This is a genomic window from Amycolatopsis sp. NPDC006125, from assembly GCF_040614195.1.
Classification (GTDB): domain Bacteria; phylum Actinomycetota; class Actinomycetes; order Mycobacteriales; family Pseudonocardiaceae; genus Amycolatopsis_E; species Amycolatopsis_E tucumanensis.
The window spans coordinates 39,392-63,992 of the sequence record NZ_JBEXTZ010000044.1 but is presented as its reverse complement, the minus strand read 5'-3'; the positions used below and the strand labels follow the sequence as shown (position 1 = coordinate 63,992).

Here is a 24,601-nt window from a genome sequence, read left to right as displayed (position 1 = left end):
GTCGCCGAGCAGCCGTGTCAAGGCGGGAAAGCGTGCCTTGACACGGCTGGTCGGCGACTAAAGATCGGCTGTGGATCGGGGGGCGGGGGAGGTCTGGTTGGGTTGGCCGCCTGCTTTTCGTTGCCGGGCGGCGGTCGCGTCCGACGTGCCTAGCCGGTCACTTGAAAGGTGGGCAGGATGCGGTCGTAGAGCGCGGTCTTCGCGGTCTCTTCCTGCTCCGTCGGCACCGTCACGCTGACTGCCCACAGGCTGGTGCCCTGCTTGAACACCTTCGCGTACGTCGTGCGGCTCACGGATCCCGCCGGGGCCCTGTCGATGGTCCGGTACATCATCGTCAGGCCGTCCTGCTCGGCCAGCTTCGCCTGGTTGACCAGCTTGAACTCGCCGTTCGAGCGGCTCTTCTCCAGCGCCTTGACGTAGTCGGCGATGTCGTTGCCGGGGAAGTACTTCGGGAAGTGGTTCACCGCCAGCATCTGCGAGCCGTCCGCGGAGACGAACTGCACCAGCGTCGACAGGGGCAGGTCGTCGCCGGCCTGGGAGCTCGTGAACCGCGTCCAGTCGGCAGGCACGTCGACCGTGAAGGTGCCGTCCTGGGCTCCCTTGACGCTCGACGCCTCGCCCGTGCGCCGCTCGAAGACTGTGGGCTGCGGGACCGACGGCGCGGACGTCTCGTCCCGCGACGGGGGCGCCACCGGCTGCGCCCCGATCACCCGCGCCGCGACGAAACCGCCGAACGCGGCGGCCACGAACAGCACCAGCGAAGCCACCACCAGCAACACCGTCGCCGTAGTGCTGCGGCCGGCCGTGGCCGGTGCCGCCAGCGTGGCAGCCGGGCGGGGCGCGGCCAGCGTGTCGGCCGGACGAGGCTGCCCGAACGGCAACGGCCCTGGATCGGCGGCCAGCTCGTTGCTCGCCTCCGCTCGGGGCGGGCCGAACGGCAGGGGACCGGGATCGGCCGCCAGCTCACCGCTCGCCTCCGCGGCACCGTCCTCCAGCACCGGGCTCGCCGAGATCTCCCGAGTGTCGGTGGCCTCCTCGCGCTGACCGCTCGCCGCGGCGAACATCTCCGGTCCGAACAGGACCCGCGGCGCCTTCTCCAGTATCGGGTACAACTGCCGCCGCACCTGCGCCAGCGGCAACCGGTCCCGCGGCTCCTTCGCCATCAACGCGGTGATCAACGGCGCGAGCGGACCGGGCGACGGCCGCGGCACCTCGCCCTTCACGACCTTCCCGATCGTCTCCAGCGGGTCGCCGTCCGCGTCGTACGGCGGGTGGCCCTCCACCGCGCAGAACAACGTCGCGCCCAGACCCCACAGGTCCGCGGCCGGGGTGACGGCTTTGCCGGAAGCCACCTCCGGGGCGATGTACGCCGGCGAACCCAGCGTCATCCCGGTACGGGTCATCGACGCGTCCGACACGTTCCGGGCGATGCCGAAATCGGTGAGCTTGATCCGCCCGTCCTCCGCGACCAGCACGTTCCCCGGCTTCACGTCACGGTGCGTGATGCCCGCGTTGTGCGCGGCCCCCAGCGCCGCGGCCACCGCGTCACCTACCGCGGCGGCCTGCTCGACCGACAGCGGCCCGTGGTCGCGGATCAGCTCGGCGAGGCTGTGCGACGGCAGCAGCTCCATCACGACGAACGGCTCGCCGTCCTGACGTGCGACGTCGTGCAGGGTGATCACGTTCGGGTGAGACAGCACGGCGATGGCCCTGGCCTCGCGCAGCGTCCGCTCACGCAGCTCGTTCGCCTGGCCCGCGGTGACCCCGGGCGGCAGCAGGATCTCCTTCACCGCGACCGGCCGGTGCAGGAACTCGTCGTAGGCCGACCACACCGTGCCCATCGAGCCGGAGCCCAGCACGGAGCGCAGCCGGTACCGCCCGGCCACCACCCTGGTCTCCTCGCTCGAACTCGCCACGGCACCATTGTTGCGGATGCGCGCTCGGTGACTGCGGGCGCTGCCGGGCCGCGAGCAGAGTCACAATCGCGCCCCTTGCCCGCCCCCTACCATCAGACCTATGACTCAGGCTGGGACAACGGCGCCCACCCCGGATTCACCGGACGAGCTGGCCCTCGCCGCCGAGTTCGGGACGCCGCGGCACGAGGACTGGCAACGCCTCGTGGCGGGGGTGCTGACGAAGAGCGGAGTGCTGCCGGAGGACTTCGACGGCGCCCCGGAAAGCCTCCTGACCAGCAAGACCTACGACGGCATCGAGATCCAGCCGCTCTACACGGCGGACGACGCCGCCGCGCCCGCCGGGTTCCCCGGCCTGCCCCCGTACGTGCGGGGCGCGCGGGCCGAAGGCAACGTCGACACCGGCTGGGACGTGCGCGTCCTGCACGGCGGCGCCGACGCGGCCGAGACCAACAAGGCCGTCCTCGCCGACCTGGAGAACGGCGCCTCCTCGGTGTGGCTGCGCGTCGGTGGTGACGCACTGCCACTGGACGCCCTCGCCGACGCACTCAACGAGGTCTACCTCGACCTCGCGCCGATCGTGCTCGACCCCGGCGCCGACTACGAGGCCGCCGCCGACGCGCTGCTCGGGCTGCTCGCCGAAAAGAACATCCCGGACAGCGAGGTCACCGGGACCATAGGCGCCGACCCGATCGCCCTGCGTGCCCGCACCGGCCGGCCGCACGACACCGCCCCCGCCGCCGCGCTCGCGGCCCGCCTGTCCGCCAAGCACCCGAAGCTGCGCACGCTGGTCGTCAACGCCCTGCCCTACCACGAGGCGGGCGGTTCCGACGCGCAGGAACTCGGCGCCGCCATCGCCGCCGGGGTGGCCTACCTGCGTGCCCTCACCGACGCCCGGCTGAGCGTGGACGCGGCCGCCGACCAGCTCGAGTTCCGCTTCGCCGCGACCGCCGACCAGTTCCTCACCATCGCCAAGCTGCGCGCCGCCCGCCGCCTGTGGGCGCGGGTGTGCGAGGTGTCCGGCGCGACCGCAGGCCGCGGCATGCGCCAGCACGCCGTCACCTCGCCCGCGATGTTCACCCGCCGCGACCCGTGGGTGAACATGCTGCGCAGCACCGTCGCCTGCTTTGCCGCCGGTGTCGGCGGCGCGGACGCGGTCACCGTCCTGCCGTTCGACTTCGCGATCGGGCTGCCCGACTCCTTCTCCCGACGGATCGCCCGCAACACCCAGTCGATCCTGCTGGAGGAATCGAAGCTGTCCGGCGTGATCGACCCGGCAGGCGGCTCCTGGTACGTGGAGAACCTGACCGACGCGCTGGCCAACGCGGCCTGGCGCGAGTTCACCGAGATCGAGCGGCAGGGCGGCATCGAGGCGGTCCTGGACTCCGGCGCGCTCGCGGCCCGGCTCGCGGAGACCTGGGCGGCGCGGCAGAAGCGCCTGGCCACCCGCAAGGACCCGATCACCGGCGTCAGCGAGTTCCCGGACCTGCACGAGAAACCGGTCGAGCGCACCCCGGCTCCGTCCGTTGTGGACGAGGGCGGGCTGCCGCGCGTGCGGTACGCGCAGGCCTACGAGGAGCTGCGGGACCGCTCCGACGCGCACCTCGCCGAGACGGGTGAGCGGCCGAAGGTCTTCCTCGCCACGCTCGGCCCGGTCGCCGCGCACACCGCCCGCGCGACCTTCGCGTCCAACCTCCTCCAGGCCGGCGGCATCGAACCGCTCAACCCGGGCGCGGTCGAGGACGTGGTCGCCGCCTTCCGCGAGAGCGGCGCGACGGTCGCCTGCCTGTGTGGCACCGACAAGCTCTACGCCGAGCACGCGGCGGACACCGCGAAGCAGCTCAAGGAAGCCGGCGCCAGGCGGGTGATCCTCGCGGGCAAGGGGCAGTACCCGGGCGTCGACACGTACGTGCACGCGGGCTGCGACGCCCTCGCTGCCCTGGCCGCCATCCTCGACACGCTGGGAGTGAAGTGATGGCCATCCCCGACTTCACCGACGTCGAACTCGGCATCCCCGACCCGGGCAGTCAGACCGGCTGGGCCGAGGCGCTCCACTCGAGCACCGGCAAGGGCGCCGACGCCCTGACCTGGGAAACCCCCGAGGGCATCGGCATCAAGCCGCTCTACACCGCCGAGGACACCGCCGGTCTGGACTTCCTGCGCACGTACCCGGGCATCGCGCCGTTCCTGCGCGGCCCGTACCCGACGATGTACGTCAACCAGCCGTGGACGATCCGCCAGTACGCCGGGTTCTCCACCGCGTCCGAGTCCAACGCCTTCTACCGCCGCAACCTCGCGGCCGGGCAGAAGGGCCTGTCGGTCGCCTTCGACCTGGCCACCCACCGCGGCTACGACTCCGACCACCCGCGCGTCGCCGGTGACGTCGGCATGGCGGGCGTGGCGATCGACTCCATCTACGACATGCGGCAGCTGTTCGACGGCATCCCGCTGGACAAGATGAGCGTGTCGATGACCATGAACGGCGCGGTGCTGCCCGTCATGGCGCTCTACATCGTGGCGGCCGAGGAGCAGGGCGTGCGGCCCGAGCAGCTGGCCGGGACCATCCAGAACGACATCCTCAAGGAGTTCATGGTCCGCAACACCTACATCTACCCGCCGCAGCCGTCGATGCGGATCATCTCCGACATCTTCGCGTACACCTCGCAGCGGATGCCGCGGTTCAACTCGATCTCCATCTCCGGCTACCACATGCAGGAGGCCGGGGCGACCGCCGACCTGGAGCTGGCGTACACGCTGGCCGACGGCGTCGAGTACATCCGCGCCGGGATCGACGCGGGCCTGGAGGTCGACAAGTTCGCGCCGCGCCTGTCCTTCTTCTGGGCGATCGGCATGAACTTCTTCATGGAGGTCGCCAAGCTGCGGGCGGCCCGGCTGCTGTGGGCGAAGCTGGTCAAGCAGTTCGAGCCCAAGTCCGAGAAATCGCTGTCCCTGCGCACGCACAGCCAGACCAGCGGCTGGTCGCTGACCGCGCAGGACGTGTTCAACAACGTCATCCGCACCTGCGTCGAGGCGATGGCCGCGACCCAGGGGCACACGCAGTCGCTGCACACCAACGCGCTCGACGAGGCGCTGGCCCTGCCCACCGACTTCTCCGCGCGCATCGCCCGCAACACCCAGCTGCTGCTGCAGCAGGAGTCCGGCACCACGCGCGTGATCGACCCGTGGGGCGGCAGCGCGTTCGTCGAGAAGCTGACCTACGACCTGGCGCGCAAGGCGTGGGGCCACATCAGCGAGGTCGAGTCGGCGGGCGGCATGGCCCGCGCGATCGACGCCGGCATCCCGAAGCTGCGCATCGAGGAGGCCGCGGCCCGCACCCAGGCGCGGATCGACTCCGGCCGCCAGCCGGTGATCGGCGTGAACAAGTACCAGGTGGTCGACGACCAGCAGATCGACGTGCTCAAGGTGGACAACGCCGGGGTGCGCGCGCAGCAGCTGGAGAAGCTGCGGCGGCTGCGCGAGGAGCGCGACGAGGACGCCACGCAGGACGCGCTGCGCCGTCTCACCGCGGCCGCGGAAGGCTCGGGCAACCTGCTGGAGCTGGCCGTCGACGCGGCCCGCGCGAAGGCGACCGTCGGCGAGATCTCCGACGCGCTGGAGAAGGTGTGGGGCCGCCACGCCGGGCAGATTCGTACGATCTCCGGGGTGTACCGCGACGAGGTCGGGAAATCCGGGAACGTGGAGAAGGCACGCGCGCGGGTCGAGGCGTTCGCCGAGGCGGAGGGGCGCCGTCCGCGCATCCTCGTCGCCAAGATGGGGCAGGACGGGCACGACCGCGGCCAGAAGGTGATCGCCACGGCGTTCGCCGACCTCGGCTTCGACGTCGACGTGGGCCCGCTGTTCTCCACGCCGGCCGAGGTCGCGCGCCAGGCGATCGAGGCGGACGTGCACGTCGTCGGCGTGTCCTCGCTGGCCGCCGGTCACCTGTCGCTGGTGCCCGCGCTGCGTGAGGAGCTGGCCCAGCTCGGGCGCGAGGACATCATGATCGTGTGCGGCGGCGTCATCCCGCCGCAGGACTACGACGAGCTGCGGGCCGCGGGCGCGTCGGCGATCTTCGGGCCGGGCACGGTCATCGCGGACGCCGCGCTGGACCTGCTCGACCAGCTCGAGCAGCGGGAGTCCTGAGCCCTTGCCGCGCAAGATCGACGTCGGTGCCTACGCCAAGGGTGTGCTCGCGGGCGACCGCGGCACGCTGTCCAGGGCGATCACGCTGGTCGAGTCCCAGCGGCCGGACCACCGGCAGCTGGCCCAGGAGCTGCTGGTCGAGCTGCTGCCGCACGCCGGTGGCGCGCGGCGCGTCGGGATCACCGGCGTGCCCGGGGTCGGCAAGTCGACCTTCATCGACCAGCTCGGCACCGACCTGACCGAGTCCGGCCACCGGGTCGCGGTGCTGGCCGTGGACCCGTCGTCGACGCGGACCGGCGGCAGCATCCTCGGCGACAAGACCCGCATGGCGCGGCTGGCCAACGACCCGGCCGCGTTCATCCGGCCGTCGCCGACGTCCGGCACGCTCGGCGGCGTCGCCCGCGCCACCCGCGAGACGATCGTGCTGATGGAGGCCGCCGGGTACGACGTCGTGCTGGTCGAGACCGTCGGCGTCGGGCAGTCCGAGGTGACCGTGGCGAACATGGTCGACTGCTTCCTGTTCCTGACGCTGGCCCGCACCGGCGACCAGTTGCAGGGCATCAAGAAGGGCGTGCTGGAGCTCGCCGACGTGATCGCGGTGAACAAGGCCGACGGCGAGCACGAGCGCGACGCCAAGCGCGCCGCGCGGGAACTGGCCGGGGCGCTGCGGATGATCTACGGCCCGGACGCGGCGTGGACGCCGCCGGTGCTGACCTGCAGCGGGCTCAACGACATCGGCCTGGACACGGTGTGGCAGCAGATCGAGCGGCACCGGGAAACGCTGGCGGGATCCGGCGAGCTGGACCGCAAGCGCAAGCAGCAGCAGGTCGACTGGACCTGGGCCATGGTGCGCGAACAGCTGCAGGCCCGCCTCGCCGAGCACCCGGGCGTGAAAGCGCTGGTACCCGAGGTCGAGGAGGACGTCCGGGAGGGCAGGCTGACCGCCACGCTGGCCGCGCAGAAGATCTTGGACGCCTTCTCCGCGTGAGTCTCCTTGTTGACGGGTAACCGAACCGGCACACTGGGCAGCATGGTCAAGGTGCGTGCCGTGCTCGCGGGTCTGATGCTGACGACGATGGTCACGTTCGCCGTGCCCACCGCGCCCGCGCTCGCCGCGCCGGTGGCCGTGCACGTCGCCGCCGACGTGGTGGCGCAGCAGACCACGGACCCCGGGCCGCGCATCAACCCCGACGAGAACAGCAAGGCCAACCAGGAGAAGACGAAGAACAAGATCATCGTCGGGGTGCTCGCCGCGGTGCTCGCCGCCATCGTCCTCTGGGGACGGAGCGTGCGGCGCAAGAAGCGCAAGGCCTCCAGCTGACCACACGCGGCGCATTCGGTTACGCCGTATTCCGTAGTGCCGCTCGCCGCAGATCCACTACCGGCCGTCGCCCAGCGTGAGATCCGGTTCGAAGATTGCTCCTTGCATGGTGCAGGATTGCGTCAAATGGGTTACGTAGTTCTCGGTGTGTATGGAGGTGCGGCGTGACCGTGCTGGACTCCCGCCCGGAGGTGCCCGGTGATCACGGTGGTCGCCCTACCTCGTTCGAGGCGTCGGACGCGCTGATCACGGCGGACGGCGTCAGCATGGCTCCCGTGACCGATCTCGGTGCGGGCCGGGGCCCCTTCTGGCTGGACGAGTGGCTCGAGCGCGGCGGCACGGACCTGGTCGCCTGGCGCCGCCACATCCACGCCCACCCGGAGCTGGCGCGCCACGAGTTCGCGACCACCGAGCTGATCTGCGACATCCTGCGCTCGGCCGGTCTCAGCCCGGAGATCCTGCCCGGCGGCACCGGTGTGGTGTGCGACGTCGGATCGGGTGACCGCTGCGTCGCGCTGCGGGCCGACATCGACGCGCTGCCGCTCACCGAGGCGACCGGCCTGCCCTACTCGTCGACGGTGGACGGCGCGGCGCACGCCTGCGGGCACGACGCGCACACCGCGATCCTGCTCGGCGCGGCCAAGGCCCTCGCGTCGGCGCCCGAGCTGCCCGGACGCGTGCGGCTGATCTTCCAGCCGGCCGAGGAGGTCATGCCCGGCGGCGCGCTCGACGTGATCACCGCGGGTGGTCTCGACGGCGTCGACCGGATCTTCGGCCTGCACTGCGACCCGCGGGTCGAGGTCGGCAAGATCGGCACCCGCGTCGGCGCGCTGACGTCGGCCGCCGACCTCATCGAGCTGCGGCTGACCTCGCCCGGCGGGCACACCTCCCGGCCGCACCTGACCGCCGACCTGGTGCACGCGCTGGGCGTCGCGATCACCTCGCTGCCGTCGCTGCTGTCCCGGCGGGTCGACCCGCGCTCCGGCACCGTGCTGGTGTGGGGCGCGGTGCACGCCGGGCAGGCCGCCAACGCGGTGCCCGAGGAGGGCGTGCTGCGGGGCACGCTGCGGACGGCCGAACACGAGGTGTGGAAGGCGCTGGAGCCGCTCGTCCGCTCGTCGGTGGAGTCGCTGCTGACGCCCTACGGGGTCGGTTTCGAGCTGGACTACCGCCGCGGGGTGCCGCCGGTCGTCGGCGACGAGGACAGCACGGCGCTGCTGCGCGCCGGCATCGAGGCGGCCCTCGGCGACGATGCGGTGACCGGTACCGAACAGTCGTCGGGCGGCGAGGACTTCGCCTGGTACCTGGAGCACGTGCCGGGCGCCTTCTGCCGCCTCGGGGTGTGGTCCGGCGAAGGCGACCAGCGCGACCTGCACCGCCCCACCTTCGAACTGGACGAGCGCGCGCTGCACGTCGGCGTCCGCGTCCTGGTCCACACCGCGCTGGCCGCCCTGGCCTGACCAGCACGAACAAGGCCGGCGAGCGTCTGGGTGACGCTCGCCGGCCTTCGCTTGTCCACAGGGCCGGCGGTTGTCCACAGGGGTTGTGGACAAGCCGGGGTCAGGATGTGATACCGCGGCAGGGGCGGGTGCGCAGGTCGTCCACGTAGTCCGTCGGCGCGCCCGCGGCCTCGGCGGCGTCGGCGAGCACGCCCAGGTACCGGGCCGACGGCAGACCGCCCTCGTAGGCGTCCAGCACGTACAGCCAGGCCAGCGCGGAGCCGTCCATCGTCTGCACGCGGAGCCGGATCTTGTTGTGCATGCCCAGCTCGCCGCCTTCCCAGCTGTCCAGCCGGGCCTCGTCCAGGGGCGTCACGTCGTACAGCACGACGAAGACCCGGGAGCCCGGGTCTTCGACGATGGTCGCCAGGGCGCCTTCCCAGCCGAGGTCCTCGCCTCCGAAGGTCAGCCGCCACCCCTCCAGCCAGCCCGTGCCGGCCATGGGCGAATGCGGCGCCCGCTCCATCATCTGATTCGGATCCATGTTGGACCCGTAGGCGGCATACAACGGCACGCGCACAGCCTAGCCGCCCATCGCTCACCCGACCGGACGTACTCCAGGTGTCGCGGCCTAAGGTTGTGGATGAGGTGCGCGTAAGGAGGAGGAGACCACGTGACCAGGATCGTGATCATGGGCGGCGGACCGGCGGGCTACGAGGCGGCGCTGGTGGCCGCACAGCACGGCGCCGACGTCACGATCGTCGAGAAGGACGGGCTCGGCGGCGCGTGCGTGCTCTACGACTGCGTCCCGTCGAAGACGTTCATCGCCTCCTCCGGCGCCCGCGCGAACATGCACGGCCTCGGTGAGCTGGGGATCATCACCGACATGGCCGACACGAGCGTCGACCTGCGCACCGTGCACGGCCGGGTCAAGGGCCTCGCGCTCGCCCAGTCCGCCGACATCCGCGCCCGCGTGCAGCGCGAAGGTGTGAAAGTCCTCACCGGCGAGGGCCGGTTCGACGACGACGAGCCCGGCCTGGCCACCCACAAGGTGCGCGTCACGAAGGCCACCGGCGACGTCGACGTGCTCGACGCCGACGTCGTCCTGATCGCCACCGGCGCCACCCCGCGCGTGCTGCCGGGCGCGGTGCCCGACGGCGAGCGCATCCTCGACTGGCGTCAGCTCTACGACCTGCCGGAACTGCCCGAGCACCTGGTCGTGGTCGGGTCCGGCGTGACCGGCGCCGAGTTCGCCTCCGCCTACACCGAGATGGGCGTCAAGGTCACCCTCGTCTCCAGCCGCGACCGCGTCCTGCCGCACGAGGACGCGGACGCCGCCGCCGTGCTGGAGGAGGTGTTCGCCCAGCGCGGCAACACCGTCGTCAAGCACGCGCGCGCCGAGCGGGTCGAGCGCACCGAGAAGGGCGTCGAGGTCCACCTGCAGGACGGCCGCGTCATCGAGGGCACCCACGCGCTGATGACCGTCGGCTCGGTGCCCAACACCAAGGACATCGGCCTGGAGCGGGTCGGCATCGAGCCCGGCCCCGGCGGGTTCATCACGGTCGACCGCGTGTCCCGCACCAGCGTCCCCGGCATCTACGCGGCCGGCGACTGCACCGGTGTGCTGATGCTCGCGTCGGTGGCCAGCATGCAGGGCCGGATCGCGATGTGGCACGCGCTCGGCGAGGGCGTCGCGCCGATCAAGCTGAAGACGGTCGCCGCGAACGTGTTCACCCACCCGGAGATCGCGACCGTCGGCATCAGCCAGAGCGCGATCGACTCCGGCGAGGTGCCTGCCCGGACCATCATGCTGCCGCTGGCGACCAACGCGCGGGCCAAGATGGAGGGGCTGCGCCGCGGTTTCGTGAAGCTGTTCTGCCGTCCGGCGACCGGTGTGATCGTCGGCGGCGTGGTCGTGGCGCCGACGGCGAGCGAGCTGATCCTGCCGATCGCGCTGGCCGTGCAGAACCAGCTGACAGTCGACCACCTGGCGCTCACCTTCGCGGTGTACCCGTCGCTGTCCGGCTCCATCACGGAGGCCGCGCGGCAGCTGATGCGGCACGACGACCTGGACTGACGTCACGGTTCGGTGTCGGGGGCCAACCCCGGCACCCGGCGGCGCGCCTTAAGGGCCATCAGCTCTACCGCCGTGAGGCCGCCATGAGAACAACCGCCATCGCCGCCGGCTTCTTCGCGACCCTGGTCGCCGCCACGCCGGCGTTCGCGCAGACCACCACCACTTCGCCGGAGGAAACCAGCTCGGCGGAGGAGACCACTTCGGCGCCGATGCCCGTCTGGTTGAAGCTGTCCGCGTACAGCGGGCACGCCGGCGAGCAGGTCTCGGTCGCCGCCGCGTGCGACGCCGAAGCCAGTCCACTCACCACGCGAGCCTTGCGGGTGACGCAGCCGCTCGCGGCGAACGCGGAGGGTCATCAGCCGTGGGCGTTGTTCGCCGAAACGGTGATCCGCGATGTGCCGGAAGGCTCCTATCCGGTGTCGTTCCACTGCGGTGGGGAACCGGTGACCGTCTACTTCACCGTGCTCGACCGGGATTCGTCGGCCGCGCCGGGCAAGGCGGACCAGAGCCCGGGGCAGACGCGGGTCGTGCCGCGGGGCGCGCCGCAGACCGGTGACGGGTCGCTGGCGCCGTGATCCGGGCGGCGTTCGCCGCGGTGCTGGGCCTGCTCCTGCTGTGCGGTTGCGCCGCATCGCCGGAGCAGGCCCGGCCGGTCGCGGCTCCCGCTGCCGTGGAGATCCCGGCGATCGGGGCGCGCTCGACACTGATCCCGTTGGGGCTCAACGAGGACGGGACGGTGGAGACGCCGCCGGTGACTTCGCCAGGGCAGGCGGGCTGGTATTCACACGGCCCGGCGCCGGGGGAGCGCGGGCCCGCGGTGGTGCTCGGGCACGTCGACGGCAACCGGCGGCCGGGGATTTTCGCGCGGTTGGGGGAACTCTCGCCCGGTGACCGGGTGGAGGTGTCGCGTGTGGACGGTTCACGCGCTGGTTTCGTGGTGACCCACGTGGAGCGGGTGGCGAAGGCGGAGTTCCCGACCGCCGCGGTGTACGGCGACACGGCCGGCCCGGAGCTGCGGCTCATCACCTGCGGCGGCGAGTTCGACCGGGCGGCGCGCAGTTATCGGGACAACGTGATCGTGTACGCCGTTCTCGGCTGACCCGTTTTTGTCGGGGGTGGCTGCCAGACTGTGACCACTGGCACAACTCCTGGTGGAAGGGATGTTCGAGATGACTCTGCGCGACACCGCTTGGCCCGAGGGCACGCCGGCGTGGGTCGACCTGATGGTGGCCGATCCGAAGCGGGCGGCCGAGTTCTACGGTGGGCTGCTCGGCTGGCGGTTCGAGGACCAGGGCGAGGAGTACGGGCACTACACGATCGCGACGCTGGAGGGCAGAGCCGTAGCCGCGGTCGGCCCGTTACCACCCGCGGTGGACGACCAGGGCGCGGCGTGGACGACGTACCTGGCGGTCGCCGACGTCGACAAGACGACCGCGAAGATCAGCGAGGCAGGCGGTCAGGTGCTGTTGCCGCCCGGCGATGTCGGCGATTCGGGCCGGATGGCGATCGCGGCCGACCCGACGGGCGCGGCGTTCGGCCTCTGGCAGGCGAAGGGGCACATCGGCGCGGGAATCGCGAACGTGCCGGGCACGCTGGTCTGGAACGAGTGCATGACACGCGACTTCGACTCGGCGAAAGGTTTTTACGGCCGAGTGTTCGGCTACCGCTTCGACGACCTGTCCGCAGACGGCTTCGTCTACGCGGCGCTGAACGTGGACGACCGGACGGTCGGCGGGCTGGGACAGCTGCCGCCGGAGGTCCCGGCGCAGGTGCCGCCGCACTGGTCAGTCTACTTCGGAGTGACGGACACCGACGAGGCGCTGGCGAAAGCGGAGTCCCTTGGCGGCCGCCGGATGACCGAGCCGCAGGACTCACCGTACGGGCGAATGGCCCAGGTACTGGACGACCAAGGGGTGCCGTTCACGCTGATCGCGGTGGAGTCCTGAGCGGAGGACGGTAGGGGTTTCGGTCGGGGTTTCGGTCGGGGTTTCGGTCGGGGAGGGGATGCCGAGGTTTTCGATGAGCTGAGTCTTGCGCCTGCGCGGCGGACGGTCCCGCTGGGGCCGCGCAGGTTGTTGCGGGCCGAGTCGCAGTGCTGAGCTCGGGCTGAGGCACGGTTGCTTCGGACCGGATCGCAGCGCCGTGTTGGTCGCGGGAGGTTGTTGCGGGCCGAGCCGTAGCGCTGAGTTCGGGCTGAGGCACGGTTGCTTCGGACCGGATCGCAGCGCCGTGTTGGTCGCGGGAGGTTGTTGCGGGCCTAGTCGCAGTGCTGAGTTCGGGCTGAGGCACGGTTGCTTCGGACCGGATCGCAGCGCCGTGCTGGTCGCGGGAGTTTGTTGCGGGCCGAGCCGTAGCGCTGAGTTCGGGCTGAGGCACGGTTGCTTCGCGTCGGATCGCAGCGCCGTGTTGGTCGCGGGAGGTTGTTGCGGGCCGAGTCGCAGTGCTGAGCTTGGGCTGCGTGAGGTTGCGTCGTGCCGGATCGCAGCGCCATGCTGGGCGCGCGAGGTTGTTGCGCGCTGAGCGCGTGCCCTGCGTCAGCTTCCCGCCGCGCCCGGTCGCGGCCCGCGGCGGCCCAGCGCCGCCCCGCCCTGCCATCGCTCACCGCAGGGCGCGATCCGAGCGCACCGGAGCGAGCCGAGCGCACCGGACTGCGGTGCGAGCCGAGCGCACTGGAACGAGCCGGCCGCACCCCTCGCGAGCCGAGCGCACCGGTCGCGAGCCGACCGCACCCGTCGCGAGCCGAGCGCACCCGTCGCGAGCCGATCGCACCGGAGTGCGGCGCGCGCCTCCCGCCGAAAACCCTGCCGTGGCAAGGAAACGCGCGCCGCCGCCGTCACTCCACCCAGTCGAAGGTCTTCGTCACCGCCTTCTTCCAGTTGTGGTACTGCGCCTCGCGGTGCTGGGCGTCCATCGACGGGTTCCACTCCTTGTCCTGGGCCCAGTTGTTGCGGATGTCGTCCTCGCTCGCCCAGAAACCGACCGCCAAGCCGGCGGCGTACGCGGCGCCGAGGGCCGTCGTCTCCGCCACCACCGGGCGGATCACCGGGACGTCCAGGATGTCGGCCTGGAACTGCATCAACAGCTCGTTCACGACCATCCCGCCGTCGACCTTCAGCGACTTCAGCGGCACGCCCGAGTCCGCGTTCATCGCCTCGATCACCTCGCGCGTCTGGAACGCCGTCGCCTCCAGGACCGCCCGCGCGATGTGCCCCTTGTTCACATACCGCGTCAACCCGGCGATCACGCCACGCGCGTCCGACCGCCAGTACGGCGCGAACAGGCCCGAGAACGCCGGCACGAAGTACGCCCCGCCGTTGTCCTCCACCGTGCGCGCCAGCTCCTCGATCTCGGCCGCATTGCGGATGATCCCGAGGTTGTCCCGCAGCCACTGCACCAGCGAACCGGTCACCGCGATGGAACCCTCCAGCGCGTACACCGTGTCGTTCGACCCGATCTTGTAACAGACCGTCGTGAGGAGGCCGTTCTCCGACATCACCTTCTCCGTGCCGGTGTTCAGCAGCACGAAGTTGCCGGTGCCGTAGGTGTTCTTGGCCTCGCCGGGGGACAGGCACGCCTGCCCGAACGTCGCGGCCTGCTGGTCACCGAGGATGCCGGCGATCGGCACACCCGACAGCACGCCACGCGGGCGCACCTTGCCGTACTCCTCGGACGACGACCGGATCTCCGGCAGCATCGACATGGGAATCCCCATGTCCGCCGCGATTTCCTCGTCCCAGCTCAGCGTGTCCAGGTCCATCAGCAGGGTGCGCGAGGCGTTCGTCGGGTCCGTCACGTGCACCCCGCCGTCCGGGCCGCCCGTCATGTTCCACACGGTCCAGGTGTCCATGTTGCCGAACACCAGATCGCCGGCCTCGGCGCGTTCCCGCGCGCCCTCCACGTTGTCCAGGATCCACTTGACCTTCGGCCCGGAGAAGTAGGTCGCCAGCGGCAAACCCGTCTTCGGCCGGTACCGCTCCTGGCCACCGCCGAGCTCGCCGAGCTGGTCGACGATCCGGTCGGTGCGGGTGTCCTGCCAGACGATCGCGTTGTAGACCGGCTTGCCCGTCTTCCGGTCCCACACCAGCGCCGTCTCGCGCTGGTTCGTGATGCCCACCGCGGCGATGTCCCCGGCCTGCAGGTCGGCCTTGGCGAGCGCGCCCGCGGTGACCGCACGCGTGTTCTCCCAGATCTCCTCCGCGTTGTGCTCGACCCACCCGGCCTGCGGGAAGATCTGCTCGTGCTCCCTCTGTTCGACGGCGACCACCCGGCCGGAGTGATCGAAGATCATCGCCCGCGTCGATGTGGTGCCCTGGTCGATGGCGGCGACATATGAGGCCATGGGACTCCTCCCGTTGATTTGCCTGCCTGTGGGCTACTCGGATCGCTGCACCTGCCGCCCGGACCGGGTCTGGTCCGTCTCGGGCAGAACGTCCCCCTCGGACCGGGCGCCGTCACCCGCGTCGCCGTCGGCGGAGCCGGGAACCCGGCCGGGCGGCGGCGTCGGTTCAGCACCCGGCGCCGGACGGACAGCCAGCACGCTGCCGATGAAGAAGTCGTAGACCAGAACACCGACCACACCGCCGACGAGCGGTCCCACTATCGGAATCCACCAGTACGAGCTGAACCACTCCCCGTTGCCCGGGAAGGCCGCATCACCCCACCCGGCGAAGAACGCCAGCAGCCGTGGCCCGAGGTCGCGGGCCGGGTTGATCGCGTACCCGGCGTTCGTCCCGTAGGTGAGGCCGATCGCGACCACGACCAGGCCGACCACGAACGGGGCGAGGTTGGCCGACGGGGGTTGGTTGCGGGCGTCGATGATCGCCGCGATGATGGCGACGAGGATCGCCGTTCCGACGATCTGGTCGACCAGCGGCCCCCACACACCGTTGCCGAAGTACTCCGCGGGGAACGTCGCGAAGATCGAGAACGTGCCCACCGAACCGTCCCGGCCCGTCGGGGGGTTCTGCGACGCGAGGAACGCGTCGATCGCGTTGTGGTACACCGCCAGGACCACGGCCGCGCCGGCGAACGCGCCGACCACCTGGGCCGCCCAGTAGGGCAGGACCTTCGCCCAGGGGAACTTGCGGCGGATGGCCCAGGCCAGGGTCACCGCCGGATTGATGTGGGCCCCGCTGACCCCGCCCGCCACGTAGACGGCGAAGACCACCGCGAGGCCCCAGCCCCACGCGATGATCAACCAGTTGGCGGGCCCGAAGTCGACGGTTTGGCGGCCCGAGCCCGGCAGGCCGACCACGGCCACGGCCACGGATCCGCAACCGAGGATGATGAGGATCGCGGTGCCGAGGAACTCGGCCAGTAGTTCACCCGCCGTGGTCTGCCGCATCCTCGTCCAGGGACGGGCTGTCCGGTCGGTCATGACACACCTCCCAATGCGCGAGACGACGTTGTCCCGAACGTCACATGGTGCTCGCCCGCCGACCGGACGACAAGCGCTTGCGCGGTGAGGACGTGCGGAAACGTGTCATGCTGGGTGGGTGCAGCGGACGTTCACGAGGGAAGGAACCGGAGTGACTGAGGCGAAGCTGGGGCCGGAGGCGAGGGAGGAGACCTGGCGGCGGCTCGGTGCGGAGACGTTCGACCTCGTGGTGATCGGCGGCGGGGTGGTCGGCGCGGGCACCGCGCTCGACGCGGCCACGCGCGGCCTGCGGGTCGCCCTGGTCGAGGCCCGTGACCTGGCGTCCGGCACGTCGAGCCGGTCGAGCAAGCTCTTCCACGGTGGCCTGCGGTACCTCGAACAGCTCGAGTTCGGTCTCGTCCGCGAGGCGCTGCGCGAGCGCGAGCTGATGCTCACCCGCATCGCGCCGCACCTGGTGAAGCCGGTCAGCTTCCTGTACCCGCTGCAGCACCGCGTCTGGGAACGTCCCTACACCGCGGCCGGCCTGTTCCTGTACGACACGATGGGCGGCGCGCGGTCGGTGCCGGGGCAGAAGCACCTCACCCGTGCGGGCGCACTTCGGCTGGTCCCCGCACTCAAACGCGATGCCCTGATCGGGGGAATCCGGTACTACGACTCGCAGGCCGACGACGCCCGCCACACCATGACCGTCGCCCGCACCGCCGCGCACTACGGCGCGGTGGTCCGGACCAGCACCCAGGTCGTCGGGTTCCTGCGGGAGGCCGACCGGGTGTCCGGTGTGCGCGTGCGGGACGTGGAGGACGGGCGCGAGACGGAGGTCCACGCGAACGCGGTCATCAACTGCACCGGGGTCTGGACCGACGAGCTGCAGCGCCTGTCCGGCAGCCGCGGCCGGTTCCGGGTGCGTGCGAGCAAGGGCGTGCACATCGTGGTGCCGCGGGACCGGATCGTGTCGGAGTCCGGGCTGATCCTGCGCACCGAGAAGTCCGTGTTGTTCGTGATCCCTTGGCGGAACCACTGGATCGTCGGCACGACGGACACCGACTGGAACCTCGACCTGGCGCACCCCGCGGCCACGAAGAACGACATCGACTACATCCTCGAGCACGTCAACTCGGTGCTCGCGACGCCGCTGACGCACGACGACATCGAGGGTGTCTACGCCGGACTGCGGCCGCTGCTGGCCGGGGAGAGCGAGGAGACGTCGAAGCTGTCCCGCGAGCACGCGGTGGCGCGCGTGGCGCCCGGGCTGGTCGCGATCGCGGGCGGCAAGTACACGACGTACCGGGTGATGGCCGCCGACGCGGTCGACGCCGCCGCGCCCGACCTGCCCGGCCGGTTGCAGCCGTCCATCACCGACAAGGTGCCGCTGCTCGGCGCCGACGGCTACCACGCGCTGGTCAACCAGGCCGACCACCTCGCCGCGCAGCACGGCCTGCACCCGTACCGGGTCCGGCACCTGCTCGACCGGTACGGCTCGCTGGTGCACGAGGTGCTGGCGCTCGGCGACGGCAAGCCGGAGCTGCTGCGGCCGATCGAGCACGCCCCGGACTACCTCGGGGTCGAGGCGGTGTACGCGGCCAGTCACGAGGGCGCGCTGCACCTGGAGGACATCCTCGCCCGGCGCACCCGCATCTCGATCGAGTACCCGCACCGCGGTGTGGATTGCGCCGAGGCGGTGGCGCGGATGGTCGCGGACGTGCTGGGCTGGTCCGAGGAGGCGGTCCGGCGCGAGGTCGAGGTGTACACCGCGAGGGTCGCCGCGGAGCGGGACTCGCAGACGCAGCCGAGCGACGAGGCAGCCGACGAGCGGCGGTCCAGCGCGCCGGAGGCGAGGGCCCGGTTGACCGCCCCGGTGGGGTGAGGTTTCCGGGCTGAGGGGCCACCCGGCGGGACGGTTGCCGCCGAGCTCGGCGTGCCGGGCTGGCGGTGTGGCAGCGCTGACGAGCACGGCCAGGGTCAGTGGGCGGGCTGCGGCTCGAGGCCGTGCCGCGACCGGCTGAGTTCGGTGCGGTGGGGCTGGTGGTGGGGTGCCAGCTGTGCTGACGGGCGTTGGTGGGTGCGCTGTGGTTCGCGGCCGTGCCGCGACCGGCCGAGCTCGGTGCGGCTGGGCCGGCGGCGCAGCCGCGCTGACGAGCGCGGCCCAGGGTTGGTGGGCGAGCGCTGTGGTTTGCGGCCGTGCCGCGACGGGAGCCGGGGCCTGCTGGTGGGAGTTCGTGGGCGCGCCGCTGGCACGGCGTGTGCGTGCGGTCAGCTCGGGTGGGCGCGCTGGCGGCTGCGGCGCGCGGTCTCGCTGCGATCGGGGCTTGCCGGCCGCTCAGCGGCAGGCCGCGAGCGCGCCGGGAGCGGTGGTAGCTCGCGTGGCCCGGCCTCGAGGGGGGCCGCGACCTGCCGCGAGCGGGGCTGACCCCCGCGTGCAGCAGGCGCGGCGCACTGCGGCCGTGAGCGAGGTCTGTCAGGCTTCGCCGGCGAGGTTGGCTGCCGCGAAGCTTCCGGTGCCTGTGGTGCGCTCGTGCAGGACCACCGTGTCGCCGGCGAGCAGGGCCTTGCACGTCAGCCGGTTGCCGATCGGGTGCGACAGGGGCGCTATCAACAGCACCCGCTGCGGGCCCTCGGCGTTCGGTTGCGTCGTGCGGGCCATCTCCTCGTACACGTCCCGGTAGCAGACCAGGTTCGTGCCGTCGCCGGAGAACATCGTCTCGATCGAGCGCGGCAACGCGGTCTCCTCGTCCCGGCGAGCGGCGCGCGCGACCCGCGAAGTCACCAGCGGGCCTTCCGGATCCGTGGTCAGCACGTGGTCGACCTCGAGCAGCTCCAGCAAATCGGAACGGCCCTCGTCGATGTGCACCACCCGAGCACCGAGCAACTGGGAGGCGAACTGCAGGAGAATTGTTTCCGGCGCGTTTCCTCCGGTAATTGCGACCAGTTGCCCGGGGACGATCCCCTCGGATTTCAAAGTCGCATGCAGCCGCCGTAATGTGTCGAAGGTCTCCCGATACGTCATCGACCGGCCACGATGGGCGAAAGCGATCTGGTCGCCGCCATCTAACAGCACGTCGAGGATGCGGGTCAGAAAGACGCTGGACTCGCCCACGTTCCCCCCGTTCAGCGCTGAATCGGAATCTGAATCCAGATCACCACAACCCGCGACGGCGCGCGAGGAATTGTGTCAGCGAGCACAAGAGGACTGGGCCACATCCGGCTACGGACGCCGGACCGCCAGCCCGAGCGCGCCCGCCGCGAACCGGGCGACCGCGGCGACGGCGTCCCGCTCGGCCACCTCGTCGTCCGGAGAGGTCCAGACCTCGATGGTCCCGTCGGTGCCGAGCACGACCTCGCCCAGCATCGCACCGGTCCGCGGCTCCGCGATCACCCACGCGTAGCTCTCGTCCCGCGCCCACTCACGCGCCCGCCGCGCCACGTACTGGCTCGGCGCGGTCACCCCGGCCGCCGTCAGCGCCGGGCGGTCGTCCAGCTGGTCGTCGGATCGCAGCTGCCGCAGGTAGTACCGGCCGGCGTTGATCTCCACCGGATCCATCAGCGCCGCCAGCCCAGCACGACCGCCATCACCACCGGCACCAGCAGCACCACCCACATGCCGCGGGTCAGCACGAACACCGCCACCGCGGCGATCACCAGCAGCGGGAGCAGCCCGAGTCCGACCTTCCGCGCGGGCGGCCGGGCGGGCGCGGGCCGGTCGAGCACCCGCGGCCGGGGCGCGGGCAGGTCGGCGAACAACGGCGCGAGGTCCGACCGGGTCCGGGCCGCCGCGACCTGCGCCGAGCGCCGCCCGAACTCGTCGATGTCCAGCCTGCCGGTGCGGACGTGCTCGGACAAGGCGTCCATGGCCTCCGTGCGCTCGGCGTCGGACAGCCGCAGGTCCGGTTCGTCGCTCACCGGCGCCGGTCCCGCCTGCCGTGGGCGCCGTGCCGGTGCTTCTCCCAGTCCGAACCCCAGAAATTACTCGCGGCCGCGGTGAACACGAACGGCATGGCGACCCACCACCAGGTTGAGGTGGCGAAGGCCAGCACGATCGCCGCCACCCACAGGAACGGCACCGCGGCGGCCGCCACGCGCTGCGGCAACGGGCGGTCCGACCACTGCCGCGGCGGCCGGTCCGGCTTCTTCTCGACCGCCTTCGCCGGCTGCTCGAACACCGGGTGCGGCTCGGGGAGGTCGGCGAACAGCTCGGCGAGGTCCCGCCGCGTGCGGGCGGCGGTGACCTTCGCCGAACGGTCGCCGTACTCGTCGAGGTCCAGGCGCCCGGCGCTCAGGTGCTCGCCGAGAGCCTTCAGCGCGGACTCCCGGTCGTTGTCGCCGATGCGCAGATCGGGCGAGGGAACCTCGGTCACACCGTCAGGTTAGTCCTTGATTTCGAGCAGGGAAGCGCCTTGCGTGACAGCGGCGCCGACCTCGACGGAAAGTCCGGTCACGGTGCCCGACTTGTGCGCGGTGACCGGGTTCTCCATCTTCATCGCCTCGAGCACCACGAGCAGCTCGCCGGCCTCGACCTGCTGGCCGTCCTCGACCGCGACCTTGACGATGGTGCCCTGCATCGGCGCGGCCACGGTGTCGCCGCTCGCCGCGGCCTTCGTGCCACCGCCCCGCTTGCGCGGCTTGGCCTTCGCGCCACCGCCGCCCTTGCCGCCGCCGCTCGCCAGCGCGAGGTCGCCGGGCAGCGACACCTCCAGCCGACGACCGCCGACCTCGACGACCACCGTCTGACGCGGCTCGGCGTCCTCGTCGGCCTCCGCGGCCGCGGTGAACGGCTCGATCTGGTTGTCGAACTCCGTCTCGATCCAGCGGGTGTGCACGGAGAAGCCGTCCTCATCGCCGACGAACGCCGGGTCGCGCACGATGACGCGGTGGAACGGCAGGACCGTCGCCATGCCCTCGACGACCATCTCGTCCAGCGCGCGGCGGCTGCGCTCCAGCGCGTTCTGCCGGTCGGTGCCGGTGACGATGACCTTGGCCAGCATCGAGTCGAACTGGCCGCCGATGACGCTGCCGGTGACCACGCCGGAGTCGACGCGGACGCCGGGGCCCTCCGGGAAGACCAGCTTGGTGACGGTGCCCGGCGCGGGCAGGAAGTTGCGCCCGGCGTCCTCACCGTTGATGCGGAACTCGATGGAGTGGCCGCGCGGCTCGGGGTCCTCGGTGAACCGCAGCTTCTCGCCCTGGGCGATGCGGAACATCTCGCGCACCAGGTCGACGCCCGCGGTCTCCTCGGACACCGGGTGCTCGACCTGCAGGCGGGTGTTGACCTCCAGGAACGAGATCGTCCCGTCCAGGCCCACCAGGTACTCGACCGTGCCGGCGCCGGAGTAGCCGGCCTCCTTGCAGATCGCCTTGGCCGACTCGTGGATGGTGCGGCGCTGCTCGTCGGTCAGGAACGGCGCGGGCGCCTCCTCGACCAGCTTCTGGTGGCGGCGCTGCAGCGAGCAGTCACGGGTGCCGACGACCACGACGTTGCCGTGCAGGTCGGCCAGGACCTGCGCCTCGACGTGGCGAGGCTTGTCCAGGTAGCGCTCGACGAAGCACTCGCCCCGGCCGAACGCGGCGACCGCCTCGCGGGTGGCCGACTCGAACAGCTCGGGGATCTCCTCCTTGGTGCGGGCGACCTTCAGGCCGCGGCCGCCACCACCGAAGGCCGCCTTGATCGCGACGGGCAGGCCGTGCTCGTCGGCGAAGGCGATGATCTCGTCCGCGTTCGACACAGGGTCCTTGGTGCCCGGGACCAGCGGGGCACCGGCCTTGAGCGCGATGTGCCGCGCGGTGACCTTGTCGCCGAGGTCGCGGATCGCCTGCGGGCTCGGCCCGATCCAGGTCAGGCCCGCGTCGATGACCGCCTGCGCGAAGTCGGCGTTCTCGGAGAGGAAGCCGTAGCCGGGGTGGACGGAGTCGGCGCCGGAGCGCTTGGCCACGTCGATGAGCTTGTCGATGACGAGGTAGCTCTCCGCGGCCGTGGTGCCGCCGAGGGCGAACGCCTCGTCGGCGAGCTGGACGTGCGGCGCGTCCCGGTCGGGCTCGGCGTACACCGCGACACTCGCGAGCCCGGCGTCCTTGGCCGCTCTGATGACGCGGACCGCGATTTCACCCCGGTTGGCGACGAGGATCTTCGTCACCGGTCCGCCCTGGGTCGCGCTGGCCTGCTCGGGCACGCCCTTACCTCCATCTGGTCCTTCACGCAATCCCCCCGGAGCGTCGCGCGGCGCTTCCGCGGGCCTTTCCCGGAGTTTACGGCGGAGTAGTCGTGCTGCGGTGAGACCCGGCTCACGCTTACCCTGAAGGGGAAAGGGGTGGGCACGTGGGCAGGGGACGCGCGCCTCGTTCGGTTGTCGTGACCGCGGTCGTGGCGGCCGTCGTGGCGTTGTCTGCGCTGGTCACCGTGCGGTTGCTGCGCGAGGACGGGACGAGCGCGCAGGCGCCGGCCGACGGCGGCGGGACCAACGCGGTGACGGCGGGCGCGGACTGCGGCGAGGGGCCCTGCCAGGTGGTGGCGCGGGCGACCGTGGACGGCAAACCGGTCGAGCTGCTCGCCGATTCCCAAGGCGGCAACGGGCGATTTCAGGCGGGCGCGAACACGATCGAGGTGACGGTGACCGCGCTGGGCGGGCGCCTGGACGCGAACTCGTTGTCCTGCGTGAGCGGCACGGTGTCGGCCTGCCTCGTGCACGCGCGGCAGGAGGGGGCTGCGATCGCGCAGCTGCTCGTCGACCGCGCCGGCACCTGGCGCTCGGTCGACAAGCCCTACTACTCCAGCGGCGGGGTCGTGCGGCTGGACGACGTCACCGGCGACACCGCGCCCGAGGTGGTGGTCGTGCAGACGTCGCCGGTGCTGGCGCGGGTGTTCGCGCTCGACGGCAGCGCGCTGGGCTGCACCCGGCGCTACACCTCGGTCAGCCAGTTGCGTGGCTGGCCCGAGGTGCAGCTCAACCCGGGCGACCTGCGCGCCTGCAGCTAGGCCCGCGCGGGCTGCGGCGCGTCGAGCAGCGGCGCCGCGGTGGGGGAGTTCAGGACCTCGTCGTCGAGGAGGCCCTCCGTGCGCGCGATCCACGTCGGGATCGCGATCTGGCCCGCCACGTTCGTCGCCGTGCGCATCATGTCCAGGATCGGGTCGATGCCGTAGATCACGGCGATCCCGGTGGCGATCACCTCGGGCGGCAGGTTCAGCGTGCTCAGCGTCAGCGTGAGCATCGTGAACCAGCCGGTCACCCCGGCCGTGGCGATCGCGCCGAACACCGCGACCACGACGATCAGCAGGTAGTCGCCGAAGGACAGCGAGATGCCGAACAGGTTCGCGATGAAGATCGTGGCCACCGCGGGGTAAACCGCGGCGCAACCGTCCATTTTGGTCGTCGTGCCGAGCGGGACCGCGAAGCTCGCGTAGCCCGGGTCGACGCCGAGGTTCACCGCGGTCTGGCGGCTCAGCGGCAGCGTCGCGCCGGACGAGCGGGACACGAACGCGAACTGCAGCGCCGTCCACGCCTTGCGGAAGAACACCGCCGGGCTCACCTTGCCGACGAAGCGCAGCAGCAGCGGGTACACGCCGAACAGCACCAGCAGCGTGCCCGCGTAGACGGCGACGATCAGCGACAGCAGCGGCCGCACGAACTGGTCGCCGTAGGTGGCGAACGCGTTGCCGATCAGGCCGAGCACACCCAGCGGCGCGAGCCGGATGATCCAGCCCAGCACCTTCTGCACGATGTCGAACACCGCGCGGTTGAAGTTCACGAACGGCTCGGCGCGGTCGCCCAGCGCGTACGCGGCGAGGCCGACGGCCAGCGACACGAGCACGACCTGCAGGATCTCGCCGTCGGCGAAGGCCTCGAACAGGTTGCTCGGCACCAGGTTGTTGATCAGGTCCAGCCACGAGCCCTGGTCGCGCGAGGCGAGCTTCTCCACGGTCGACGGCTGGGGCTGCAGCGAGACGCCGCTGCCCGGGTTCACGATCTTGCCGATGACGATGCCGATGAGCACCGCGATCAGCGAGGTCGTCGCGAACCACAGCACGGTCTTGCCGCCGAGGCGGGCCGCGGTGCGCGCGCCGCCGAGGCCGCGCAGGCTCACGATGCCGAGCACGATGGCGGTGAAGACCAGCGGCAGGACGGTGACCTGCAGCAGGTTCGTGAAGATCGACCCGATCGTGTCGAGGGTCGTGACGAGCCAGTCCTGGCCGGTCTGCTTCGCGAGGATGCCCAGCAGGGCGCCCACGACGAGGGCGACGACCACGATCAGGCCGAAGACCTTGGGTTTGGTGTAGGTCCGTAACAGGGACACGGGTTCGCTCCGGGGCGTGAAAGTCACTGGTTGTGCCGCGTGTGGTCAACA

Annotated in this window: 21 protein-coding genes; 11 read left to right on the top strand and 10 right to left on the bottom strand. The window is 71.4% G+C overall.

The window, feature by feature from the left end; all coding sequences use genetic code 11:
• Window positions 1–149: 149 nt before the first annotated feature.
• Window positions 150–1,889, bottom strand: a complete 1,740-nt coding sequence (locus tag ABZ193_RS22795) for a serine/threonine-protein kinase (protein WP_020423181.1) — start codon at window positions 1,887–1,889, stop codon at window positions 150–152.
• Between the two features lie 127 nt (window positions 1,890–2,016).
• Here ABZ193_RS22795 and ABZ193_RS22790 point away from each other — a divergent pair, with 127 nt between their 5' ends.
• The 5 genes from ABZ193_RS22790 to ABZ193_RS22770 all read left to right on the top strand — a co-directional run bounded on the left by ABZ193_RS22790 (window position 2,017) and on the right by ABZ193_RS22770 (window position 8,837).
• Entirely contained in the window at window positions 2,017–3,888 is a 1,872-nt protein-coding gene (locus tag ABZ193_RS22790) for a methylmalonyl-CoA mutase family protein (protein WP_027936642.1), read from the top strand.
• Complete coding sequence (gene scpA / locus ABZ193_RS22785) at window positions 3,888–6,056, top strand: methylmalonyl-CoA mutase (RefSeq protein ID WP_020423179.1); 2,169 nt, start codon at window positions 3,888–3,890, stop codon at window positions 6,054–6,056. Before ABZ193_RS22790 ends, scpA begins: the two co-directional genes overlap by 1 nt.
• 4 nt (window positions 6,057–6,060) lie before the next feature.
• Window positions 6,061–7,044 (top strand): methylmalonyl Co-A mutase-associated GTPase MeaB, encoded by a 984-nt coding sequence (gene meaB / locus ABZ193_RS22780; protein WP_027932491.1) that lies wholly within the window; start codon window positions 6,061–6,063, stop codon window positions 7,042–7,044.
• 42 nt (window positions 7,045–7,086) lie between these two features.
• Entirely contained in the window at window positions 7,087–7,377 is a 291-nt protein-coding gene (locus ABZ193_RS22775) for a hypothetical protein (protein WP_237338746.1), read from the top strand.
• 164 nt (window positions 7,378–7,541) lie between these two features.
• Window positions 7,542–8,837: a M20 family metallopeptidase gene (locus tag ABZ193_RS22770; RefSeq protein ID WP_020423176.1), complete on the top strand. Its 1,296-nt coding sequence runs from the start codon at window positions 7,542–7,544 to the stop codon at window positions 8,835–8,837.
• 100 nt (window positions 8,838–8,937) lie between these two features.
• Here ABZ193_RS22770 and ABZ193_RS22765 read toward each other — a convergent pair whose 3' ends face one another.
• The gene (locus tag ABZ193_RS22765) at window positions 8,938–9,390 is read right to left on the bottom strand and encodes a gamma-glutamylcyclotransferase (protein ID WP_039792089.1); all 453 of its coding nucleotides are present in this window, start codon (window positions 9,388–9,390) and stop codon (window positions 8,938–8,940) included.
• 99 nt (window positions 9,391–9,489) lie between these two features.
• Here ABZ193_RS22765 and ABZ193_RS22760 point away from each other — a divergent pair, with 99 nt between their 5' ends.
• The 4 genes from ABZ193_RS22760 to ABZ193_RS22745 all read left to right on the top strand — a co-directional run bounded on the left by ABZ193_RS22760 (window position 9,490) and on the right by ABZ193_RS22745 (window position 12,839).
• Window positions 9,490–10,893, top strand: a complete 1,404-nt coding sequence (locus tag ABZ193_RS22760) for an NAD(P)H-quinone dehydrogenase (RefSeq protein WP_020423174.1) — start codon at window positions 9,490–9,492, stop codon at window positions 10,891–10,893.
• A gap of 83 nt (window positions 10,894–10,976) precedes the next feature.
• The gene (locus ABZ193_RS22755; protein ID WP_354711368.1) at window positions 10,977–11,468 is read left to right on the top strand and encodes a hypothetical protein; all 492 of its coding nucleotides are present in this window, start codon (window positions 10,977–10,979) and stop codon (window positions 11,466–11,468) included.
• Window positions 11,465–11,992 carry a class F sortase gene (locus ABZ193_RS22750; protein WP_354711367.1) on the top strand — a complete coding sequence of 176 codons (528 nt, stop codon included), beginning with the start codon at window positions 11,465–11,467 and terminating at the stop codon, window positions 11,990–11,992. The genes ABZ193_RS22755 and ABZ193_RS22750 overlap by 4 nt, the downstream gene beginning before the upstream one ends.
• A gap of 70 nt (window positions 11,993–12,062) precedes the next feature.
• Window positions 12,063–12,839 carry a VOC family protein gene (locus ABZ193_RS22745; protein WP_237338792.1) on the top strand — a complete coding sequence of 259 codons (777 nt, stop codon included), beginning with the start codon at window positions 12,063–12,065 and terminating at the stop codon, window positions 12,837–12,839.
• Window positions 12,840–13,726: 887 nt separating this feature from the next.
• Here the strand turns inward: ABZ193_RS22745 and glpK are convergent.
• Both glpK and ABZ193_RS22735 read right to left on the bottom strand, forming a co-directional pair.
• Window positions 13,727–15,232, bottom strand: coding sequence for a glycerol kinase GlpK (glpK, locus tag ABZ193_RS22740; RefSeq protein ID WP_237338749.1), 1,506 nt, complete (start codon window positions 15,230–15,232; stop codon window positions 13,727–13,729).
• A gap of 33 nt (window positions 15,233–15,265) precedes the next feature.
• The gene (locus tag ABZ193_RS22735; protein WP_235716323.1) at window positions 15,266–16,270 is read right to left on the bottom strand and encodes an MIP/aquaporin family protein; all 1,005 of its coding nucleotides are present in this window, start codon (window positions 16,268–16,270) and stop codon (window positions 15,266–15,268) included.
• A gap of 151 nt (window positions 16,271–16,421) precedes the next feature.
• On the opposite strand from ABZ193_RS22735, the gene ABZ193_RS22730 reads away from it, so the two are divergent.
• Complete coding sequence (locus ABZ193_RS22730; protein ID WP_237338750.1) at window positions 16,422–18,134, top strand: glycerol-3-phosphate dehydrogenase/oxidase; 1,713 nt, start codon at window positions 16,422–16,424, stop codon at window positions 18,132–18,134.
• 591 nt (window positions 18,135–18,725) lie between these two features.
• Here the strand turns inward: ABZ193_RS22730 and ABZ193_RS22725 are convergent.
• From ABZ193_RS22725 to ABZ193_RS22705, 5 genes are all read right to left on the bottom strand, one after another.
• Complete coding sequence (locus tag ABZ193_RS22725; protein ID WP_354711365.1) at window positions 18,726–19,364, bottom strand: AMP-binding protein; 639 nt, start codon at window positions 19,362–19,364, stop codon at window positions 18,726–18,728.
• Window positions 19,365–19,472: 108 nt separating this feature from the next.
• Window positions 19,473–19,808, bottom strand: a complete 336-nt coding sequence (locus ABZ193_RS22720; RefSeq protein WP_020423463.1) for a hypothetical protein — start codon at window positions 19,806–19,808, stop codon at window positions 19,473–19,475.
• A complete protein-coding gene (locus ABZ193_RS22715; RefSeq protein WP_020423462.1) occupies window positions 19,808–20,167 on the bottom strand; it encodes a DUF1707 domain-containing protein in 360 nt (119 codons plus the stop codon). Before ABZ193_RS22715 ends, ABZ193_RS22720 begins: the two co-directional genes overlap by 1 nt.
• Window positions 20,164–20,622 carry a DUF1707 domain-containing protein gene (locus ABZ193_RS22710; RefSeq protein ID WP_020423461.1) on the bottom strand — a complete coding sequence of 153 codons (459 nt, stop codon included), beginning with the start codon at window positions 20,620–20,622 and terminating at the stop codon, window positions 20,164–20,166. The genes ABZ193_RS22715 and ABZ193_RS22710 overlap by 4 nt, the downstream gene beginning before the upstream one ends.
• 9 nt (window positions 20,623–20,631) lie before the next feature.
• A complete protein-coding gene (locus ABZ193_RS22705; RefSeq protein WP_237338751.1) occupies window positions 20,632–22,431 on the bottom strand; it encodes an acetyl/propionyl/methylcrotonyl-CoA carboxylase subunit alpha in 1,800 nt (599 codons plus the stop codon).
• Between the two features lie 179 nt (window positions 22,432–22,610).
• On the opposite strand from ABZ193_RS22705, the gene ABZ193_RS22700 reads away from it, so the two are divergent.
• Complete coding sequence (locus tag ABZ193_RS22700) at window positions 22,611–23,234, top strand: hypothetical protein (protein ID WP_020423459.1); 624 nt, start codon at window positions 22,611–22,613, stop codon at window positions 23,232–23,234.
• On the opposite strand, the gene ABZ193_RS22695 is transcribed toward ABZ193_RS22700, so the two are convergent.
• A complete protein-coding gene (locus ABZ193_RS22695; RefSeq protein ID WP_020423458.1) occupies window positions 23,231–24,550 on the bottom strand; it encodes a dicarboxylate/amino acid:cation symporter in 1,320 nt (439 codons plus the stop codon). The genes ABZ193_RS22700 and ABZ193_RS22695 overlap by 4 nt on opposite strands.
• Window positions 24,551–24,601: the final 51 nt, after the last annotated feature.

Excerpts from the sequence above, each read along its gene's own strand:
- ABZ193_RS22790 (WP_027936642.1), top strand. The coding sequence starts at position 2,017 with ATGACTCAGGCTGGGACAACGGCGCCCACCCCGGATTCACCGGACGAG.
- scpA (WP_020423179.1), top strand. The coding sequence starts at position 3,888 with ATGGCCATCCCCGACTTCACCGACGTCGAACTCGGCATCCCCGACCCG.
- ABZ193_RS22775 (WP_237338746.1), top strand. The coding sequence starts at position 7,087 with ATGGTCAAGGTGCGTGCCGTGCTCGCGGGTCTGATGCTGACGACGATG.
- ABZ193_RS22755 (WP_354711368.1), top strand. The coding sequence starts at position 10,977 with ATGAGAACAACCGCCATCGCCGCCGGCTTCTTCGCGACCCTGGTCGCC.
- ABZ193_RS22745 (WP_237338792.1), top strand. The coding sequence starts at position 12,063 with ATGACTCTGCGCGACACCGCTTGGCCCGAGGGCACGCCGGCGTGGGTC.
- glpK (WP_237338749.1), bottom strand. The coding sequence starts at position 15,232 with ATGGCCTCATATGTCGCCGCCATCGACCAGGGCACCACATCGACGCGG.
- ABZ193_RS22735 (WP_235716323.1), bottom strand. The coding sequence starts at position 16,270 with ATGACCGACCGGACAGCCCGTCCCTGGACGAGGATGCGGCAGACCACG.
- ABZ193_RS22720 (WP_020423463.1), bottom strand. The coding sequence starts at position 19,808 with ATGGATCCGGTGGAGATCAACGCCGGCCGGTACTACCTGCGGCAGCTG.